The sequence below is a fragment of the Enterobacter sp. ECC-219 genome (genome assembly GCF_043966805.1).
Taxonomy (GTDB): domain Bacteria; phylum Pseudomonadota; class Gammaproteobacteria; order Enterobacterales; family Enterobacteriaceae; genus Enterobacter; species Enterobacter cloacae_N.
The window spans coordinates 2,718,386-2,735,197 of the sequence record NZ_CP143680.1 but is presented as its reverse complement, the minus strand read 5'-3'; the positions used below and the strand labels follow the sequence as shown (position 1 = coordinate 2,735,197).

Below are 16,812 nucleotides of genomic sequence, written 5' to 3'. Positions count from 1 at the left end.
GTTTTGGCCACAATAAAGGTGGGTAAGGATCATTTATAGCACATTAATTGGCTGACAAATAATTTACATCTCAACCATTTACGGCTTTTAATGAGACCTTTTTCCGTGCTGTACAACTTAACTGCAACGCACAGCTTTGTACAATATATCCTGTGATTTCACCGATGCACCACACCATCTTAACCACATGAATAAAAAGCACTTTATAAAATATATCATACTAAATTTAAAAAATTGTACATTTTTAATGTACAGATTTATAAATTGTGTATACCTTAAATGTAACGTTACTGATTACAAAATTTTACAGGAGCGAAACATGCAGCAGAAAGGTCACGTCGCAGATTCCGCAGCAGCAATCGCACAGTACTTCGAAAAAGCCTCTCTTCCTACCCAGCAAGAAACGCTCGGTCAGGTGGTTGTTGAGATCCTTAGCGACGGGCGGAACCTCAATCGTAAATCGCTCTGTACCAAACTATTAAGCCGCCTCGAAAGAGCCGATGGCCCGGAAGAGGAGCAGCATTACCACATGCTGCTTGGTCTTCTCTTCGAACGATAATGTTATGAAAAGCAGTGACGCAGACACGCTGACTGACCAGCTGATTGGACAAGCCGTTCTTTCACTTTTGAAGGAGCACGGTCCCGTTACAACGGAAGCGCTGGTTCTGCGTCTGCGGGATATGAAAGCACATGAAAAGGATCCCCGGCGGCGGGAGACACTTGCGAGGGTGATTGCCGATATCGGATCAAAAAGCCTCGGATTAAAACGTCGCAGAGCCGCACAAGGACGAATGAACAGAGAGGGACCTCTCAGTTATCAAAGAGACAATGTAGTGCCGTTATTTGGAAAGGGAAAACCGTCCGATCCCAAAAAAATACATTGACTGCAATTTAACAGCTACGGTGAGAACAAATGAGACAAAATATTCAGCTGCAACCCGAATACCATTCTGCTTTTTTAGAAAGCGCGCTGTCGGAGTATTTCCGTCATGCAGGCGATCGTTTTGCTGAAGAGTCTGCTGTTTTTTCTACTGCAGTACGCTGTGTTCTGGCTTCTGAAGGACATCTGTCCAATAAAGCCATCATTCTCTGGCTCATTCAGACGCTGGAAGCGACCAACGACGTTGTTCAGGCGGATGTTATTCGTAAGACGCTTGAAATCGTGGTGGGCTACACCATGGATGACGTTTAAGCACCCTGCCATTCCGCAATCGTGTCATCGTCAAAACTGACGAACGTTCTGACGATGACACGCTTTCTCTTCATAATCCCCTGTTAAATAAGCGCTATAAAGATGGCATGGTTTCTGCTTACTCCCTTTTACGGGACTGGGCTTACCAGTCATTTTGCTTCATTTCTTAACAGGTCTGTTATTGATGAAAAAAATCGCCAGCGTCTGCCCTTACTGTGGTGCAGGCTGCAAATTAAACCTTGTCGTTGAGAATAACCGTATCATCCGTGCCGAAGCGGCAGAAGGGGTGACAAACCAGGGCACTTTATGCCTGAAAGGATTTTACGGCTGGGACTTCCTCAACGATACCCGCCTCCTCACCCCACGCCTGACCCAGCCAATGATCCGCTACCGTAAAGGCGAAGCATTCACTCCCGTGACCTGGGAGGAGGCTATCCGATACACCGCCCAGAAGCTCAGCAGCATTAAAGCGCAACACGGGCCGCGGTCAATCATGACTACCGGTTCATCACGCGGAACCGGCAATGAAACCAACTACGTCATGCAAAAATTTGCCCGTGCGGTGCTGCACACCAACAACGTCGACTGCTGCGCGCGCGTCTGTCACGGTCCTTCCGTGGCAGGGTTACAGGAGACCCTCGGCAACGGTGCGATGAGTAATTCCATCAACGATATTGAGCACTCTAAATGTCTGCTGGTATTCGGCTATAACTGCGCAGACTCTCACCCTATCGTCGCCCGCCGCGTGCTTAAAGCCCGTGAAAACGGCGCGAAAATCATCGTCTGCGATCCGCGCCGCATCGAAACGGCGCGCATTGCCGATCAGCACCTGCAGCTGAAAAACGGCAGCAACATGGCGCTGGTGAACGCCTTTGGCTATGTGCTGCTGGAAGAGGAGCTGTACGACAAAAACTATGTCGCGCGGTTTACGGAAGGGCTTGAGGCCTATCGTCAAACGGTGAAAGACTATGCGCCGGAGAAGGTCGAGCATCTTACCGGCATTCCCGCCCGAGACGTACGTCAGGCAATGCGCACCTTCGCGGCGGCTCCTTCCGCCACCGTAATGTGGGGAATGGGCGTGACCCAGTTTGGTCAGGCCGTCGATGTCGTCAAAGGGCTTTCCAGCCTTGCACTGCTGACCGGCAACCTGGGCCGTCCTGCCGTCGGCGTCGGCCCCGTACGCGGACAAAACAATGTTCAGGGTGCCTGTGATATGGGCGTTCTGCCGAATATGTTCCCCGGCTATCAGGATGTGACCGATCCGGCGGTCAGGCAGAAGTTCGCCGATGCCTGGGGGATTGACGTCAATAAAATGGACGATCGGGTCGGGACGCGCATTACCGAGGTGCCTCATCTGGCGCTGGAAGGCAAGGTCAAGGCCTACTACATCATGGGGGAAGATCCGCTTCAGACGGAAGCCGATCTCGGTCTCGTCCGCAGCGGTTTTGACGCCCTCGATTTTGTGGTGGTTCAGGACATCTTTATGACCAAAACGGCGGAAGTGGCGGACGTTCTGCTCCCTGCCACTTCCTGGGGCGAACACGGCGGCGTCTTTACCTGCGCCGACCGGGGTTTCCAGCGTTTTGGCAAAGCCATTGAGGCCAGCGGCAACGTGAAGCGCGACTGGGAGATCATCAGCCTGCTCGCCACCGAGATGGGCTACCCGATGCATTATGACTCCAACCAGCAGATCTGGGACGAGATGCGCGAGCTGTGCCCTCTCTTCTATGGCGTGACGTATGAAAAAATGGGCGAGATGGGGCACGTGCAGTGGCCGTGCCCGACGCTCGATCATCCGGGAACGCCGTACCTGTACAAAAACAATCAGTTCGACACGCCAACAGGCAAGGGTCAACTGTTTGCCGCGCCGTGGCGCGCGCCGGCGGAAACCCCGGATGCAGATTTCCCGCTGGTGCTGTGTACGGTACGTGAAGTGGGACACTACTCCTGCCGCTCGATGACCGGGAACTGCGCCGCGCTGCAGAGCCTGGCCGATGAGCCGGGTCGGGTGCAAATGAATCCTGCCGATGCGGACAAACTGGGCATTACCGACGGACAGCTGGTCTGGGTACGTTCACGTCGCGGCAAGGTGATTACCCGCGCCAGCATCAGCGAGCGCATCAACGCCGGGGCGGTCTATATGACCTATCAGTGGTGGATTGGCGCCTGCAACGAGCTAACCCAGGATAACCTCGATCCCATCTCCAAAACCCCGGAAACGAAGTACTGCGCGGTGCAACTGGAGGCGATTGAGGACCAGCGCTGGGCGGAGGATTATGCGGCGTCGTCTTACCAGACGATGAAAACGCGGTTGATTAACGCAGTGAATGTCTGATGCATCTGCCGGGTGGCATCAGCACCACACCACCCGGCAACTACACCACGCGTTAGCTTTGCAGCTGATTATCAATTAGATAGTCACGCAACCGGTTCGGACAGGTATTCTTCTCTACCATCCGGTGGATCAAGGCCATGAGTTCAAAATCACTACGCAGGTCGAATTTCTGCATCAGCAGATATTTATGGGTAAAAATGGTTTTATCACTGGTGTTAAGCTTATCCGCAATCTGCCCTACCGATAATCCTCTGTAAAAATGCACCATAACGCGAATTTGCTGCAGCGATAATATCTTGTGCTGGCATTCATCGCAGCTTTTATTTTTCCAGCGAAAGCTGGGTAATTGGGTGCGATACCATGCGATAAACAGCGTCTCGGTCATTCTGTCAAGCGAGGTGCGCCGAGAGAGAAATATCATATCCTGATAACAGGACGGACATGCCGAGAAACGGTGCTCATCCTCGACCAGACCAACCACAATTCCTTTTTTGCGCGCCAGTAATTCAGGATAGCAGGTCAGGGTTTCCCCCTGACATAACGCGAGAAAAATAATATCGGCGGCACTAACATGTTCATGAGAAAGTTCAACGTCAAAATGGAGCGAATGCCTGAAATTATGGGTGAAGAAATCCACAAGAAAACGCTGCAATCCGTCTCTAAAAAATAAATCAGTCTCTTTAATGAGAATATTCAGCATAGCAGTTACCGCCAGCAGTCAATCATCACCATTATCTCCACGTAGCGATCAGTTGTACTGCATCGTCATGACAACAACTGCGCTGATGTTCCCCGGCGTCGCCCCGCCGGTAAAGGATGTCACCGCGGCCTGCATGGCCATCGTTGCGGTTCTGTCTGCTGCGATCGTCTGCGTAATGCTTGTCCCCGTCCCCTTTAACGCACCGGTTGCCGCCTCACTCATTGCTATCGCGACATTAGTGGCAGAACCGCTGTTCATGTAGTAATCCGCCCCCGCGACAGGATCGGGGTTACCGGTAAATGAGACCGTTACGCTGCCAGTGCCAGCCGGACACTGGGTAAACATCAGGTTAAACGGCACAGGATCGGAAGATGACCCCGGCGTAGACATGTTTGATGCCTGAATATTGCCGAGGTTAATATCCATATTGTCATTCCCTCCGTTAAATATGCAGGGCGAGGCAATAATATTTCCGGTAACGCTGACGTTAACAGCGTCCCCTGCAAAGGTATTGCAGCTTATTAACGTGGCGGCAAGCGCTGCCGCGTGCAAAATATTCATCGCGTTATCCATTACTGATACGTTAAGTCAAGGGTGGCTGATGCGTTGGCCTTGCCTGTTGAAACACTCGCCTGAGTCTGATAATAACGGGCGGTTATCGGGAACGTTTCCTGGCCACCCGCGGATTGTTTCAAAACAATTCGGTTATTTAACGCTAAAGGCGCCCCATTATATAGCAATTGTACGCCGACCCCCTTCGCCACGTCCGCGTTCCCTTGCCCAGTCAAGGCTAATACGCTGTCAGTGCTGACGTCCGGGTTTTGCATCCCCTGCAGCATGACGTTAATATTCGCATCGGCATCGCAATCAAGGCCCAGATTCTGCGTGCTTTGAGCACCAGAAGGAATGGTGCCGACAGTATTACCAAAAGCCGATGCCGATATATCACCGATAGGAAAAGTTAAATTAGGCGTTGTTATTGCGCATGCTAATTGCGTCACTTTATTGCCAGCATAGTTAACCGTTAACGATTGAACATTATCATCACCATGAGCCGTTGCCAGTAATCCAGAGCCGATCACGCCTGACGTAATATCCCCTGTCTTTATTAAAGTAACCTCCAGAGGATAAACAACGATTTTGGTCGGTACCGAATATGAATACTGTCTGACTTTGGAAAAGAACCAGTCTGTAGTAACAAATTGCAAACTAAGACCCACGCCTGGAACATTTGTATTATAATAATTAGTTATTGACGAAGGTGTACTGAACATACTCATTTCATAAGTAATCGTCCCCGGACCTATACAAAGATCCATATCACCACTGCCATTGGTAATGAAGCTGCTTATTACTGTGCCAACGGGAGCATCACGCTGAACCGTCACGGCGGGCTGCTGTATGTTAAACGGTTGTACTGGGTTAAATCCACCGCCCCCGAACGTACAGTCTGCTTCAGCACGTAGTGAGCATAACCATAACAGTGCCAGAAAAATGAATTGCCCATACGGCCGATATTTATTTGCTAAATACATAACGCTTCCTCAACGACAATCGTAAACAACGGCAGGGATACTGTCTGACCTGTCTTTTTCAGTAATCGCATAGTTGACCTGACATTGTTCTGAATTATCACTACCCCATTTAACCCATAACGTTCCGTTCGGACTCAAGCCGGTCAAATAAACCTGACCTTTATCCCCAACAATAAAACTGTTCCCGCTCTGCCCTTTGACAGTGGCAATAGCGCCAAACGGGACCGGCTGGCCATTACGGTATTGAAGCGTCATCAATACCCGCATGCCGACATTTGCCACATAATCCGCCCTGACCACCGCACCGCGGGTTGGTATCACCGTCTTGTTGGTCAGCTCCAGCTCCACGTCATCCGGTAGCGTCTCGGTCATCAGCGCCACGTCGTTCTTGCGATACGGCATTAAATTGCTCACCGCGGTGTAGCCACGCCAGTCGGTTTTTGCGCCGCTCTGATTCTGGATACTCACCCCTTTCGCGCCGGGTGCTTTTATCAGCACGTTGGTTTCACCTAGTGGCTGCGAGAAAGTCACCCCGTCGGCGTGGGCAAGGATCCCCCCCTGCAATCCATAGTTCAGACGATCGCTGCCCTTGTCATAACCGTACCCCGCATAGACTTCACCATACGTGCCTTTAAAATCAGCGCTGGCATTGCCGGTATATCCCACGGAATCCGTTCCGTAACCTTGCTGTACGTTCCAGCTGAGCGCGTTGTTTTCCAGCGCGGTGCCGTTAAGGCCGACGCTGTGCGTCGTGCCGTTGTTCTTGCTGGCGTTCATGCTGTAATTAGCCCAGGTACGCGGCAAGAAAGCCTCTAACGGCACGCTGACGTTCAGTGCAATCTGCTGATCCTTACCGTTGCGGGATGAACCACTGTTGCCGTCAGTACTGCCGTTTTCACTGTAGGTATAGGTGATCCCATAGCTCACGCTTTTCCAGGCGTTGTTGTACCCGGCGCTGTAAGACGCTGTGGTCCTGCCTGAATTCCAGTAATCTTCACGTACGGCGCTGAGCATGAGCGATCCCAGGTTCTGACCGATGTTCTGACTCATCGTCAGCTCGGCCCGGTTACGACGACGGTTCTGCAGCGCGCTGCTGTCGCCATAGGAATCCAGCACCTCCTGCATTCCGTAGTAGCCGCTGGTTGAATAGCGGTAGCCGGCAATGGCGAAGTTGGTTCCCGTCTCAACAAAGTTCTTGCTGTAGCGAATGCGCCAGGACTGACCGCTACTTCCCGGCAGATTTTGTGGGGTTGACCACGCCTGAGTAACATCCGTCGAGAAGGCGCCAAAGTCGCCCATGTTTTTACCGAACCCTGCTGCCAGAGACTGATACTTGCTCGATTCCTGGAAACCGCCGTAGAGCGTCAGGCCATGCGGCAGGCCGTAGATCCCGGTCAACTGTGCGAACGGGGTTTTATCAACTTCGCTGCTATAGGATCGGTACTGGCCTGTGGTTACCGCATACTTAAAACGCTCTTCACGCTGTAATACCGGCAGTGAAGCAAAGGCTACGGTGAAGTGCTGCTCGCTGCCGTCGCTCTCTTTCACGGTAACGTCGAGGTCACCCGCGCCGCCAGTGGGGTATATATCCGTAATTTCAAACGCCCCCGGCGCCACATCGCTCTGAGCAATCTGGTAGCCATTTTGACGAATGATGACCTGTGCATTGGTGCGGGCAATACCGCGCACCACCGGAGCATAGCCTTTCAACGAGTCAGGCATCATGTCATCGTCAGAGGCCAGCTGCGCCCCCCGGAATGGAATACTGTCAAATACGTCAGCCGGAGAGGCGCTGTCGCCGGTCGTGAGCTGAGCCTTCAGCGGCACGATCGCCCGCTGTACGTAGGTGTAGACCGTATCCCATTTGTCTTTACCGCTGCCGTCGCGGCTCCAGGTGGAATAGTTGCGGATCCGCCATGGACCGACGTTAATGCCCGGACGCAGGTTGGCATACTGGCTGTTCATGTTACTGCTGTTGCCGTCACGTCCCCAGCTGTTTGAGCCGCTCAGACTGTAGTTGAGCAGCGCGGCGGTGATCCCCTCGTCCCACATTTCTGGCGGCACATATCCGCGAGCCTGCGGTGACAGCGCCGCCTGTGGAATCGTAATCTCAAGGTGCTGGGCACTGAAAATAAACGCGGTAGACGCCTGCGGGATCGCCGAGAGCTTCGCACATTCGCCGCCTGAATCCAGGTCAGGGAATAGCTCGGTTTTTACCCCCCAGCTTTTAAGCTGCGCCACGCTCAGGCAGGGCTGCAAGGACGTCTCGCCTTCCGCGTTTTTTACCGCGTCAAATCTGATCTCGCGCGTGTCAACAACCTGCCCGCCGATGAGCACATCAACGCGATAGGTGCCGGGCAGTTGCGAACCGGATTCAAACGCCGAAAGATCGGCGCCTTTCATGCCAGGGTTGTCCAGTTCAATCAGCTCAGGGTTAAAATACTCACCTGCATAAGCGGTCTCGGTAACCGAACCGAGTACGACAGCGATTAACAGTGCCGGATTAAATAAAACCGCCTGCTTATTATGACTAATCACGACGTTACTCCATACCGAGAATAAAGAGGGCCTCTGGCACAATACGAATTACAGGGTGGCGTTATGCACATTTCCGGTACCACCGTAATCATTAATTAACCTGAACGTTACCGAACCGCCGGTAATACCTTTCGGCAAATCAAACCGTGCGCTAGCCCCGGGAAGTACATAAGTTACATCCTCGAGCTTTTTACCATTCACGCGGATTTCATTGAAATTCATTACCACGTTAGTTGGGTTAGTGACCTGAATCTGATCCCCGCTACGCTGCCAGGTTAATTTATATGCCAGCTCTTCAGGAATGACCCCTTTCAGAGCTGCTGGACGATAGATTAATTTAATGCGGGTTTTTACCGCAATTTGCAGCGTATTGTCTTTTCGCGATGCCGCAGGAATAGACTTAATATTTAGCCAGTAGAGCGACTCTTTATCCTGGGCAACCGAACCTGCTAATACAATACGTTCCACGTTCTGCTGGCCTTTATCCAGGCGGTAGAGTGGTGGCGTGATAATAAAAGGTGTTTTCTCAGCACTTCCGTTTTGCGACTCTACCCACGACTGAATTAAATACGGTGCCGTGTCTGGGTTCGTGACGCTAATAGAAGACTCTTTTTTATTGCCATCATAAATAACGCGCGTCCCGCCAATGACCACACCCGCAGTGGCTTGAGAAATACCGGCTGATAGAAACACGCAGGCAAGTAAAGTTTTACTCAGAAAATACATTTTATACCTCAATAACAAAGGGGCCAACAGACGGCCCCCCAATGGTTTCCGTCAAGAAAAATCAGTTATAGACAACGGAGAAATTAGCCACGGAATTTGCAGGACCGGCGGTTACCGTTGCTTCAGTGGAAATATACTGCGCGTAAAAATTCAGCGTATTATCCGTTGTACTACTGAGCACATAGGAATAATTATTGCTGCTGTGTAACGGCAGATCGGCCTTATCCGCTGACATCAGGTTAATCGCCACCCCTGTTGCCGCCCCTGCCACCGACGAATCAATTGCCAGCAGGTTGGCATTGGTTGGATCCGGCGTGCCGTCGAAACGGACTTTTGCGCTGGTAACCGTAACCGGACAGTTTTTCAGTACAATATCAAATCGTGTTGCAGCCGTTCTGGAACCCGTAACCGGGAATTCCGTTTTATTATAATCGCCCAGCACCACCACCTGGTTCTGAGAAGCCACATCTACATCGCAGGCAGAATCAAGAATATTACCGTTAAAATTAACGGTACCTGCCGCTGCGAATACATTTGTTATGGTCAGTACAGAACTGGCTGCAAACATTGCCATTATTAATTGCTTTTTCATAATGCTCTACCCTGTATCACTTTATTTATTACTGAGATTCATGCAGTAGAAAGCCGATAAAAAACCTGAAGGTTTTTATTCTCCAATAAACGGCTTAAGTATTTTCTTACTGCCTGGTTAAAATTTATATAATTCTTTTCACCAGGACAACGGTTATATGGTCTAGCTGTAGACTCAGATTTAACAAAAAAGAAACATTCGTTTTTTGAAAATTCTTATCACGTATTGCTTCAGGTCTATTAATAGACTTAAATAAATTCTCTCTAGCATTCAAACAGTTAGATAGAAAAAGCTCCCCGGTCTACTTTTAGACCTCTGCAGAATGTTCCCTGACTTATTAATTTTTAAGATAATTCTCTTCGCAGATCAAAAAATGATCACACAAGCAGTCGATGTGAGGTATCTTATGAATACACGTTTAACCACCCCGCTGAATAATCAGCCGTCATCCGCTCTGGATTTAAAACCGTTATTCCATATAGACACGCTGATTAACCATGTGGTCCCGGCAGCGAAGAGAATGATCATCGCCCGGGGTGAAACGGTTCATTATTATAAAGATGATGTTCGGCAGTGCTTTTTGCTTATCCAGGGCAGCGTGGCGCTTCATCGCCGCGGTGACGGTATTGTATTAAACTCTGAATCAGCGCCTTTTATTCTGGGCGTGAGCAGTCAATTCTCCTCTGAGCATCTTTACGTCAGGGCGCTGGAAACCGCGGAAATCGCCCGTGTGCCCCTGGAAAGCTTTAACCAGATTGTGTCGCAGCATGATTTATGGGAGCACTTTTCAAAGCTGCTTATTTATACCGCCTCGCGGGTATACGAACATTGCGCGCAAATATCGCAAATGTCTGCCTACGATATCATCCGGTTCCAGCTTGTTGAGCTGATGCAGGAGCCGGACGCCATACGGCACAATACGACGGCGGCAGCCTACATCAAAAGCCGGACGTATCTTTCACGTAGCGGAATTATGCGTATTCTGTCGGAACTGCGGACCGGCAAGTACATCACCATGGAGCGCGGTGTGCTGCGTGAAATTCACCATCTGCCACGCAAATATTGATTGCCACCGTGCCTGTATCAGCGAGAGACGCTATAATTAGCCAGGTTATTCTTAAGGTTACCGGCTACCATGTCCCTTCCAGAAACGTCTCACCGCGGCTCACCTTACGCACAAGAGCTTATTTCACACTTACTGCCTGATTGCACAACGCGACGCACCGCTCGCGGCGAGCGGCTTGACCTCCAGATCAACGGTCAGGGAATGTGCTATTTAATTCTTGAGGGGACGGTCGCCATCTACAGAAGAAGCGATGACATGATGCTGTCTACGGCCCGCAGCCCCGCCGTGTTCGGCCTCGCTAACCTCACCGATATCTATTTTAATGATTATATCAAGACGGTTAGCCCGTGCCTGATTGGCACGCTCACCACCGCGCGGGTGAATGAGATTATTAAAGATAAGGCGCTGTGGGGACTACTCTCGAAGCAACTCATGTTTGTGTATAGCCGTCTTTATAACAATGTAATGCCACAGGGCGCCCCGACGGCGTATGAGATGATTCGCCAGCAGCTGATAAAGCTGATGGAGGAAGATGAGAGCTATCGCAGCAGCGTGACGGCGGAAAGGTATATCCGGGAGAAAACCCAGCTCTCCCGCAGCGGCGTAATGCGTATTCTGGCGGATTTAAAAACCGGCGGATTTATCGAAATCGAAGAAGGCCGACTCATCAGGATCAACAAGCTTCCTGCCCGATACTGAATTCCGGGCACAAAAAAGGCCGCAGTCGCGGCCTTTTCAACAACACTCGCTCAATGGACGTGAACGCCCAACCGCCAGGCAAAGTAGATCTCTTCTTTCAGCTCATTCGAAGAGAGCGCCAGCAAATCCGTGAACTCCAGCTCAAGCTGTTTCAGCTTTTTAAGGTACTGCGCCGGAGACAGGTTGCTCTTATCGCGACGTAAATATTCAATTGCCAGCTGTGTTGGGGTTATTTCAGTATCCATGATGTCCTCGCTTATGTACAAATCCTGACCAGTATATCACAACATCCTGGCTAGTTTTTGACCAAAGCCAATTCATCTGAAAACTTTACACGACCGCCGTCGTCAGCCGCGACGAGCAGCACAGGCGATCCTGCTCATCAAGAATATCAATCTGCCACACCTGGTGGCGGCTACCTGCGTGCAGCGCGCGGCAAATACCGCGCACGCGTCCGCTGCGCACCGAGCGAATATGGTTGGCATTCACCTCAAGCCCGACCACCTTCTGCTCGCCTTCGGTGCAGAGATACCCCGCGACAGAGCCCAGGGTTTCCGCCAGCACGACGGAGGCCCCGCCGTGCAACAGACCAAACGGCTGGTGGGTGCGGCTATCGACAGGCATCGTCGCCTCCAGATCGTCTTCCCCGATGCGGGTGAACTGGATATCCAGCAGCCCCACCATATTCCCCTCGCCCATGGCGTTCAGCGCCTGCAGCGTCACGGCACGTTTCCAGATCATCCAATTATCTCCAGTAAAGCCTGCAATGGGTGGCGTACGCCGTTACCCTCTACCCGTTTGACCTGGCTGCGGCAGGAGTAGCCCGTCGCCAGGCAGCGGTTGCGCGGTAAACGCTGCATCGCCTGATGCCAGGACAACTCATAGATGCCGAGCGAGTTGGCGTGATTTTTCACTTCGTGGCCGTAGGTGCCGGCCATCCCGCAGCAGCCCACGCTGACGCTCTCCAGCTTCGCGCCGAAACGCGCAAAAATAGCGGCCCACTGCGCCGGGGCCCCCGGCAGCGCCGTCACTTCGGTACAGTGGCCGAACAGATACCACGGTTCACCGCCAGCCTCCTGAACGGTCTTCTCTTCCAGGGCCGACGGCAGCCACTCGTGCACCAGCATCACGTGGAAATCGCCCCGCTTCTCACCCAGCGTCTGTTTGTATTCATCGCGATAGCAAAGCACCAGCGCCGGATCGACGCCGACCATCGGTATTCCGAGTTGCGCCACGCGATTCAGGAAGTCAGACGTTTTCTGCGCTGTCTTCGCAAATCGGTTCAGGAAACCCTTGATGTGCTGCGCCTTGCCGTTAGGCGAGAACGGCAGCACCACCGGCTGGTAACCCACTTTCTCCGCCAGACGGACGAAATCGGCCACGACCTGGGCGTCGTAGTAACTGGTAAACGGATCCTGGACCACCAGCACCACGTTCGCTTTTTGCTCAGGGGTAAGCGCTTCGAGCTGCTCCAGGGTCATGTTTGCCGAGCGATGGCCGACGAGCTGGCGCTGCAGAGACGGCACCGACAGCGGCGGCAGATCGACCATGCCGATGTGTTTTTCGGAGAGCTTGCGCACCAGCGGCTGGTTGATAAAGAAGTTGAAGGTCTTCGGCGCGCGCGCCATCAGCGGCGCATAGCTTTCCACCGTCGCCACCAGATGGTCGCGCACCGGGCGCAGGTAGCGGGTGTGGTAAAGCTGCAGGAAGCGCGAGCGGAATTCCGGCACGTCGATTTTAATCGGGCACTGGGTAGAGCAGGCTTTACAGGCCAGGCAGCCGGACATCGCCTCTTTCACCTCATGGGAGAAATCATATTCGCCCTTGTTGGCATGCCAGCTGTTGCGGGTGCGCTCAATCAGCGAGCGCAGGCTGGCCCGTTTTTCCGGCAGTTCCTGCTCCAGCTTCAGGGGATCGACGCCGCGATCCGCAAGCAGACGCAGCCACTCGCGTACCAGCGTCGCCCGCCCTTTCGGCGAGTGAATACGGTTGCTGGTGATTTTCATCGACGGGCACATAGGGCTTTTCGCGTCGAAGTTAAAGCACAGGCCGTTGCCGTTACACTCCATCGCGCCGCGCCAGGACGAGCGCACCGCAATCGGAATCTGTCTGTCGTAGGTGCCGCGCTTGACGGCATCCACCTGGAGCATTGGCGCGTCCACGCCTTCTGGCGGGCAGATTTTCCCCGGGTTAAGGCGGTTATCCGGGTCAAATGCCGCTTTCACCTTACGCAGTTCCGCGTAGAGTTGCTCCCCGAAAAAGGCCGGGCTGTATTCCGCGCGGAACCCTTTCCCGTGCTCTCCCCACAGCAGACCGCCGTATTTGGCGGTCAAGGCCACCACGTCGTCGGAGATCTGCTTCATCAGGATCTCCTGCTGCGGGTCGCACATGTCCAGCGCCGGACGCACGTGCAGCACCCCGGCATCCACGTGGCCGAACATGCCGTAGCTCAGGCCGTGGCTGTCCAGCAGGGCGCGAAACTCAACGATATAATCCGCCAGATGTTCAGGCGGCACGCAGGTATCTTCGGCAAAAGGAATGGGCTTCGCCGCCCCTTTCGCATTGCCGAGCAGGCCCACGGCTTTTTTACGCATGGCGTAAATACGCTCGATACCGGCCAGATCGTTACAGAGCTGCCAGCCAATCACACCGCCTTCTCCCTGCGCAATCAGCTCATCCAGACGCTGGCAGAGCGTGGTGACCTGGCGTTCAATCAGCTCCGCATCATCGCCGGCAAATTCCACAATATTGAGACCGAGCATCTCTTTATCCGGCACGTCGGTAATGAGGTCACTAACGGAGTGCCAGACGATATCTTCCCGGGCCAGATTGAGCACCTTCGAGTCGACGGTTTCCACCGACAGCGCCTGCGCTTTCACCATAAACGGCGCATTGCGCAGCGCGGAGTCGAAGGAGTCATATTTGACGTTCACCAGACGACGCACCTTCGGCAGGCGGGTGATATCCAGCCGCGCCTCGGTAATAAACGCCAGCGTCCCTTCGGAGCCGGTCAGCACGCGGGTTAAATCAAACTGCGTCAGGTCGTCATTAAACACGTGGCGCAGGTCGTAGCCCGTTAAAAAGCGGTTCAGTTTGGGGAATTTGTCGAGAATAAGCTGGCGGTTGTCGCGGCAGCGCTCCAGCACGGTGCGGTAGATGCGCCCGCTGGCGGTGTTATCTTTGCCCAGCGTTTCCGCCAGTTCAACCGGCATCGGCTGGGTATCAAGGATGTCGCCGCCCAGCAGCACCGCACGCACGCCCAGCACGTGGTCGGAGGTTTTACCATAGACCAGCGAGCCCTGGCCGGAAGCATCGGTATTGATCATTCCACCAATGGTCGCGCGGTTGCTGGTGGAGAGCTCAGGGGCAAAAAAGTAGCCGTAAGGCTTGAGATACTGATTAAGCTGATCTTTGATGACGCCCGCTTCAACCCGCACCCACCCCTCTTCAGGGTTGATCTCAATGATGCGGTTCATATAGCGCGACATATCAATAATTATGCCCTGGTTCAGCGCCTGACCATTGGTCCCGGTGCCACCGCCGCGCGGCGTGAAGACCAGAGAGGCAAAGCGCTCCTGCGTTGCCAGCCGGGCGATAAGCGCCACGTCGGCCGTAGATCGAGGGAAAACGACGGCATCGGGAAGAAGCTGGTAGATACTGTTATCGGTTGCCATCGTCAGCCTGTCGGCATAGTTCGTGGCGGTATCACCTGTAAAACCCTGTTGCTCCAGTGCCTGCAAAAAATTAAGCACCAGCTGAACGACGCCAGGTGCCTGAGAAATCTGTGGGATCATTACTGTCGACCCTAATTAGAGTTGTGGGAATCGTTTGCGTGTATCTTAAAAGTTTTATCACATTTTTTTCTTATAATCTCTGCTGAATTACAGGCAGAATTCGCCTGTCAAAAATCGCTGATATCACTAATGATTAGAGAGATGCGGTTTACGTTCCCGCCAGCCCGGCTGGCGTTCATTTAAGGAAATGTTTCGTTTATGGTCAATCTTCGTCAGCCCAGGGATGTTGCGCAAATTCTGCTGTCGGTGCTGTTCTTAGCCCTCATGATTATTGCGTGTCTGTGGATTGTTCAACCCTTTATTCTCGGCTTTGCGTGGGCCGCGACCGTTGTCGTCGCAACCTGGCCTCTTTTATTACGCCTGCAGAAGCTGCTGTTTGGCCGCCGCGGCTTAGCCGTTCTGGTCATGACGCTGCTGCTGTTCCTGCTGTTTATTATTCCGATTGCCCTGCTGGTTAACAGCCTTGTCGACTCCAGCGGCCCGGTGATCCGCGCCGTGACCAGCGGCGACCTGACGCTGCCGGATCTTGCCTGGCTGAACAGCATTCCGGTCGTGGGCGCTAAACTCTACAGCGGCTGGCATAGCCTGCTGGAGATGGGCGGCAGCGCGCTGATGGCGAAAGTGCGTCCGTATATTGGCACCACCACCACCTGGTTTGTCGGTCAGGCCGCGCATATCGGCCGCTTTATGATGCACTGTACCCTGATGCTGGTCTTCAGCGCCCTGCTTTACTGGCGCGGTGAGCAGGTGGCTTTAGGCGTTCGTCACTTTGCCACCCGCCTGGCGGGAAAACGGGGCGATGCCGCGGTACTGCTGGCCGCGCAGGCCGTGCGCGCGGTCGCCCTGGGCGTCGTGGTGACGGCGCTGGTTCAGGCGGTGCTGGGCGGTATCGGCCTGGCGATTTCCGGCGTACCGTACGCCACCGTCTTTACCGTGGTCATGTTGATGACCTGCCTTGCGCAACTGGGGCCGCTGCTGGTGCTGGTTCCGAGTATTATCTGGCTGTACTGGACGGGTGATACCACGTGGGGAACGGTTCTGCTGGTCTGGAGCTGCGTGGTCGGCACCATGGATAACGTGATTCGCCCCATCCTCATCCGCATGGGCGCAGACCTGCCGCTGATCCTGATCCTCTCCGGCGTTATCGGCGGGTTGATTGCCTTCGGGATGATCGGTCTGTTCATTGGCCCGGTGCTGCTCGCCGTCACCTGGCGTCTGTTCTCCGCCTGGGTTCATGAAGTGCCGCCGCCGGGAACCGACCCGGACGTGATTCTGAGCGAGCTGGAAGAGCTGGAAGAGAAGAACACGCAGTAAGCCTTTTGGCCGGGTGGCGCTAACGCGCACCTGGTCTACATTACCCTCATCAACACTTAAGCATTACTAAACTATTTATTCGTCACTCACTGGTCAGACCCGCTATTTCAACAGTAAGTCCGCTATTATCCTCAAGAAATCTTTACGTCTCTTTAACTATTGAGACGAATCTGATCGACGCTAAATAACACAATGCCTACTATTAGCTCACGGTTATAAATCAACACCTTGGTTTATAAGCATGGAAATCCCCTGAGTGAAACAACGAATTGCTGTGTGTAGTCTTTGCCCATCTCCCACGATGGGCTTTTTTTTATCCTG

Annotated in this window: 16 protein-coding genes and 1 other RNA gene; 8 read left to right on the top strand and 9 right to left on the bottom strand. The window is 53.1% G+C overall.

Annotated elements, in window-relative coordinates; translation table 11 throughout:
• Positions 1-319 precede the first annotated feature (319 nt).
• The 4 genes from ycgZ to fdhF all read left to right on the top strand — a co-directional run bounded on the left by ycgZ (position 320) and on the right by fdhF (position 3,527).
• Positions 320-559: a regulatory protein YcgZ gene (gene ycgZ / locus V1603_RS12980; protein ID WP_163328985.1), complete on the top strand. Its 240-nt coding sequence runs from the start codon at positions 320-322 to the stop codon at positions 557-559.
• 4 nt (positions 560-563) lie between these two features.
• Positions 564-884, top strand: a complete 321-nt coding sequence (locus V1603_RS12975) for a hypothetical protein (protein ID WP_116340451.1) — start codon at positions 564-566, stop codon at positions 882-884.
• A 29-nt stretch (positions 885-913) separates the two neighbouring features.
• Positions 914-1,192, top strand: a complete 279-nt coding sequence (locus V1603_RS12970; protein WP_116340453.1) for a biofilm development regulator YmgB/AriR family protein — start codon at positions 914-916, stop codon at positions 1,190-1,192.
• Between the two features lie 184 nt (positions 1,193-1,376).
• Positions 1,377-3,527 carry a formate dehydrogenase subunit alpha gene (gene fdhF, locus V1603_RS12965; protein ID WP_395312730.1) on the top strand — a complete coding sequence of 717 codons (2,151 nt, stop codon included), beginning with the start codon at positions 1,377-1,379 and terminating at the stop codon, positions 3,525-3,527.
• Between the two features lie 52 nt (positions 3,528-3,579).
• On the opposite strand, the gene V1603_RS12960 is transcribed toward fdhF, so the two are convergent.
• From V1603_RS12960 to V1603_RS12935, 6 genes are all read right to left on the bottom strand, one after another.
• Entirely contained in the window at positions 3,580-4,227 is a 648-nt protein-coding gene (locus V1603_RS12960; protein WP_116340457.1) for a LuxR C-terminal-related transcriptional regulator, read from the bottom strand.
• A gap of 48 nt (positions 4,228-4,275) precedes the next feature.
• Positions 4,276-4,788 carry a fimbrial protein gene (locus V1603_RS12955; RefSeq protein WP_395312729.1) on the bottom strand — a complete coding sequence of 171 codons (513 nt, stop codon included), beginning with the start codon at positions 4,786-4,788 and terminating at the stop codon, positions 4,276-4,278.
• 11 nt (positions 4,789-4,799) lie between these two features.
• Positions 4,800-5,762, bottom strand: coding sequence for a fimbrial protein (locus tag V1603_RS12950; protein WP_395312728.1), 963 nt, complete (start codon positions 5,760-5,762; stop codon positions 4,800-4,802).
• A 9-nt stretch (positions 5,763-5,771) separates the two neighbouring features.
• Positions 5,772-8,297 (bottom strand): fimbria/pilus outer membrane usher protein, encoded by a 2,526-nt coding sequence (locus V1603_RS12945; protein ID WP_395313982.1) that lies wholly within the window; start codon positions 8,295-8,297, stop codon positions 5,772-5,774.
• Positions 8,298-8,348: 51 nt separating this feature from the next.
• Complete coding sequence (locus V1603_RS12940; RefSeq protein ID WP_395312727.1) at positions 8,349-9,026, bottom strand: molecular chaperone; 678 nt, start codon at positions 9,024-9,026, stop codon at positions 8,349-8,351.
• Positions 9,027-9,087: 61 nt separating this feature from the next.
• Positions 9,088-9,618, bottom strand: coding sequence for a fimbrial protein (locus V1603_RS12935; protein WP_395312726.1), 531 nt, complete (start codon positions 9,616-9,618; stop codon positions 9,088-9,090).
• A gap of 406 nt (positions 9,619-10,024) precedes the next feature.
• On the opposite strand from V1603_RS12935, the gene V1603_RS12930 reads away from it, so the two are divergent.
• Both V1603_RS12930 and V1603_RS12925 read left to right on the top strand, forming a co-directional pair.
• Entirely contained in the window at positions 10,025-10,684 is a 660-nt protein-coding gene (locus V1603_RS12930; protein WP_116340465.1) for a helix-turn-helix domain-containing protein, read from the top strand.
• 69 nt (positions 10,685-10,753) lie between these two features.
• Entirely contained in the window at positions 10,754-11,383 is a 630-nt protein-coding gene (locus V1603_RS12925) for a helix-turn-helix domain-containing protein (protein ID WP_233002401.1), read from the top strand.
• A gap of 50 nt (positions 11,384-11,433) precedes the next feature.
• On the opposite strand, the gene V1603_RS12920 is transcribed toward V1603_RS12925, so the two are convergent.
• From V1603_RS12920 to V1603_RS12910, 3 genes are all read right to left on the bottom strand, one after another.
• Positions 11,434-11,628, bottom strand: coding sequence for a YdiH family protein (locus tag V1603_RS12920; RefSeq protein ID WP_003857766.1), 195 nt, complete (start codon positions 11,626-11,628; stop codon positions 11,434-11,436).
• An 85-nt stretch (positions 11,629-11,713) separates the two neighbouring features.
• Positions 11,714-12,124, bottom strand: a complete 411-nt coding sequence (gene menI / locus V1603_RS12915; protein ID WP_028012841.1) for a 1,4-dihydroxy-2-naphthoyl-CoA hydrolase — start codon at positions 12,122-12,124, stop codon at positions 11,714-11,716.
• The gene (locus tag V1603_RS12910) at positions 12,121-15,177 is read right to left on the bottom strand and encodes an FAD-binding and (Fe-S)-binding domain-containing protein (RefSeq protein ID WP_166710851.1); all 3,057 of its coding nucleotides are present in this window, start codon (positions 15,175-15,177) and stop codon (positions 12,121-12,123) included. Before V1603_RS12910 ends, menI begins: the two co-directional genes overlap by 4 nt.
• A gap of 198 nt (positions 15,178-15,375) precedes the next feature.
• Here V1603_RS12910 and ydiK point away from each other — a divergent pair, with 198 nt between their 5' ends.
• Together ydiK and rprA are read left to right on the top strand one after the other, a co-directional pair.
• On the top strand, positions 15,376-16,491 hold the full coding sequence (gene ydiK, locus V1603_RS12905; protein ID WP_116340471.1) for an AI-2E family transporter YdiK: 1,116 nt from the start codon (positions 15,376-15,378) through the stop codon (positions 16,489-16,491).
• Between the two features lie 209 nt (positions 16,492-16,700).
• Positions 16,701-16,808, top strand: an RNA gene (rprA, locus tag V1603_RS12900) — antisense sRNA RprA.
• Positions 16,809-16,812 lie beyond the last annotated feature (4 nt).

Coding starts and splice junctions, on each gene's coding strand:
- ycgZ (WP_163328985.1), top strand. CDS start 320: ATGCAGCAGAAAGGTCACGTCGCAGATTCCGCAGCAGCAATCGCACAG.
- V1603_RS12975 (WP_116340451.1), top strand. CDS start 564: ATGAAAAGCAGTGACGCAGACACGCTGACTGACCAGCTGATTGGACAA.
- V1603_RS12970 (WP_116340453.1), top strand. CDS start 914: ATGAGACAAAATATTCAGCTGCAACCCGAATACCATTCTGCTTTTTTA.
- fdhF (WP_395312730.1), top strand. CDS start 1,377: ATGAAAAAAATCGCCAGCGTCTGCCCTTACTGTGGTGCAGGCTGCAAA.
- V1603_RS12960 (WP_116340457.1), bottom strand. CDS start 4,227: ATGCTGAATATTCTCATTAAAGAGACTGATTTATTTTTTAGAGACGGA.
- V1603_RS12955 (WP_395312729.1), bottom strand. CDS start 4,788: ATGAATATTTTGCACGCGGCAGCGCTTGCCGCCACGTTAATAAGCTGC.
- V1603_RS12950 (WP_395312728.1), bottom strand. CDS start 5,762: ATGTATTTAGCAAATAAATATCGGCCGTATGGGCAATTCATTTTTCTG.
- V1603_RS12940 (WP_395312727.1), bottom strand. CDS start 9,026: ATGTATTTTCTGAGTAAAACTTTACTTGCCTGCGTGTTTCTATCAGCC.
- V1603_RS12935 (WP_395312726.1), bottom strand. CDS start 9,618: ATGAAAAAGCAATTAATAATGGCAATGTTTGCAGCCAGTTCTGTACTG.
- V1603_RS12930 (WP_116340465.1), top strand. CDS start 10,025: ATGAATACACGTTTAACCACCCCGCTGAATAATCAGCCGTCATCCGCT.
- V1603_RS12925 (WP_233002401.1), top strand. CDS start 10,754: ATGTCCCTTCCAGAAACGTCTCACCGCGGCTCACCTTACGCACAAGAG.
- V1603_RS12920 (WP_003857766.1), bottom strand. CDS start 11,628: ATGGATACTGAAATAACCCCAACACAGCTGGCAATTGAATATTTACGT.
- menI (WP_028012841.1), bottom strand. CDS start 12,124: ATGATCTGGAAACGTGCCGTGACGCTGCAGGCGCTGAACGCCATGGGC.
- V1603_RS12910 (WP_166710851.1), bottom strand. CDS start 15,177: ATGATCCCACAGATTTCTCAGGCACCTGGCGTCGTTCAGCTGGTGCTT.
- ydiK (WP_116340471.1), top strand. CDS start 15,376: ATGGTCAATCTTCGTCAGCCCAGGGATGTTGCGCAAATTCTGCTGTCG.